This window comes from Sutterella seckii (genome assembly GCF_009183815.1).
GTDB lineage: Bacteria > Pseudomonadota > Gammaproteobacteria > Burkholderiales > Burkholderiaceae_F > Sutterella > Sutterella seckii.
Genome location: NZ_WEHX01000243.1, coordinates 1 through 502, shown reverse-complemented (window position 1 = coordinate 502; position 502 = coordinate 1). Strand labels below are relative to the sequence as shown.

Sequence of the window (502 nt, the reverse complement as noted above, 5' to 3'; positions counted from 1 at the left end):
TAAGAAAACCAGCTATCTGTTCGTCCTTCACTGAGGACAGGAACTTGGACACTGTCGAATCGCTGTAAATGCGCATGCCCGGAGAGAACAGCGGATGGCGATAGGCATAGTCAGGATAGTACTGACCTTGATTCCGGCCTTCGACGACCATGTAGGAAGCCAAATCCAGTACGAGGCCGGCACGATCGCCGAAGTGCTTGACCAGGAGTTCGTCGAGCCGGTAGTGATTGACGACTTCCTCAATCGCTATGAACGTGCCGGCCATAAGCGTGCAGCTACGTTCAGCTTCCGGACGAAGTTCAGGCAACGGCGTTTCCGGGAAGTATTCGAAGAACTTCTCGTTGGGGAACATCATTCCTTCTTCATCCGAGACCTTGCCGATCATTGCACGCACAGGGACGGTGTGCTTCTTTGCCGGGTCATATTGACGACTGATGACGTAGAGAATGTACGTACCGCTTTTGGTCTTTTGACGACTGATTTTGCCGGCAGCAACCGGAAC

The 502-nt window shown here is 52.8% G+C and carries 1 protein-coding gene; it reads right to left on the bottom strand.

The genetic code is table 11. The annotated features are described in order from the left end of the window. Positions 1–502, bottom strand: a 502-nt coding sequence (locus tag GBM95_RS12455; RefSeq protein WP_226963334.1) for a hypothetical protein, incomplete at both ends; no start/stop codon positions are given.